This window comes from Pseudomonas sp. 13B_3.2_Bac1, from assembly GCF_025466205.1.
Classification (GTDB): domain Bacteria; phylum Pseudomonadota; class Gammaproteobacteria; order Pseudomonadales; family Pseudomonadaceae; genus Aquipseudomonas; species Aquipseudomonas fluorescens_H.
The window spans coordinates 1-900 of sequence record NZ_JANLOG010000102.1; the positions used below are offsets into that span (position 1 = coordinate 1).

Genomic DNA, 900 nt, shown 5'->3' on the forward strand with positions numbered 1-900 from the left:
TTCGCGAGCAAGCCCGCTTGTGTCTGAGTAAAGGAATAAACTCTGAGGTGAGAGGGGTGGATGGCAAGCTGTGAGTCCGCGGTGCTTGAAGCACGAGTGGGAGCAAAGCTGCCATCCACCTTTCTACTCTGGCCCATAAGCCCGAACAGTTGGACGAGCGCCACTCGAATCACAAGCGTGGGCAAAGCCAGAGCACTCTCACTTCTGAGTGTAAGAGGGTTTTGCCATGATTTCCTGGGTCGGCATCGATATCTCCAAATCCAATCTCGTCGTCTGGGTTCAACCACAGAAAGACGGCTTTGAAGTTCCCAATACCGTTGAAGGCTTTGATGTGCTGATCGCGCGTTTAGGTCAGTACACGGTTGGCCGCGTGTTGCTGGAAGCCACAGGCGGCTATGAACGCAAGGTCATGGCGGCATTGCAGCAGGCAAGTTTCAGCGTGTTGAGGATCAATCCTCGCCGGGCCAGAGCCTTTGCCGTAGCAATGGGCAAGAACGCCAAAACCGATCCCATCGACGCGGCGGTTCTCGCCGATTTTGCCGAAGCGCTGCATGCGTCTCGCGAAAAGCCCATCTCGCCTGAGCGTGAAGCCCTGCGCGAGTTGATTCAATTACGCGAGCACTTCGTCCAGCAGCGCGATGACAACAAGCGCCGGCTGCAACAGGCCCAGTTGCCCGCGGCCATAGAGGCGATCAAGGACCATATTCGCTACCTGCAGACCCAGATCAAGCAGTTCGGCAAAGCCATCGATCAAAGCATGCGTGAGCTGGATGCGGAAAAAGCCGATCGGCTTATCTCCGTCAAAGGCATCGGCACTGTGGCGACCGCCAGCTTGTTGGTTTATCTACCCGAACTCGGCGAGCTGGATCGCAGGGAGATCGCCGCCTTGGCGGGAATCGC

The 900-nt window shown here is 56.9% G+C and carries 1 protein-coding gene; it reads left to right on the forward strand.

Annotated features, from left to right (window positions below; all coding sequences use genetic code 11):
- Positions 1-226: 226 nt before the first annotated feature.
- On the forward strand, positions 227-900 hold a 674-nt coding region (locus NTD85_RS15935; RefSeq protein ID WP_262142642.1), incomplete at its 3' end, for an IS110 family transposase.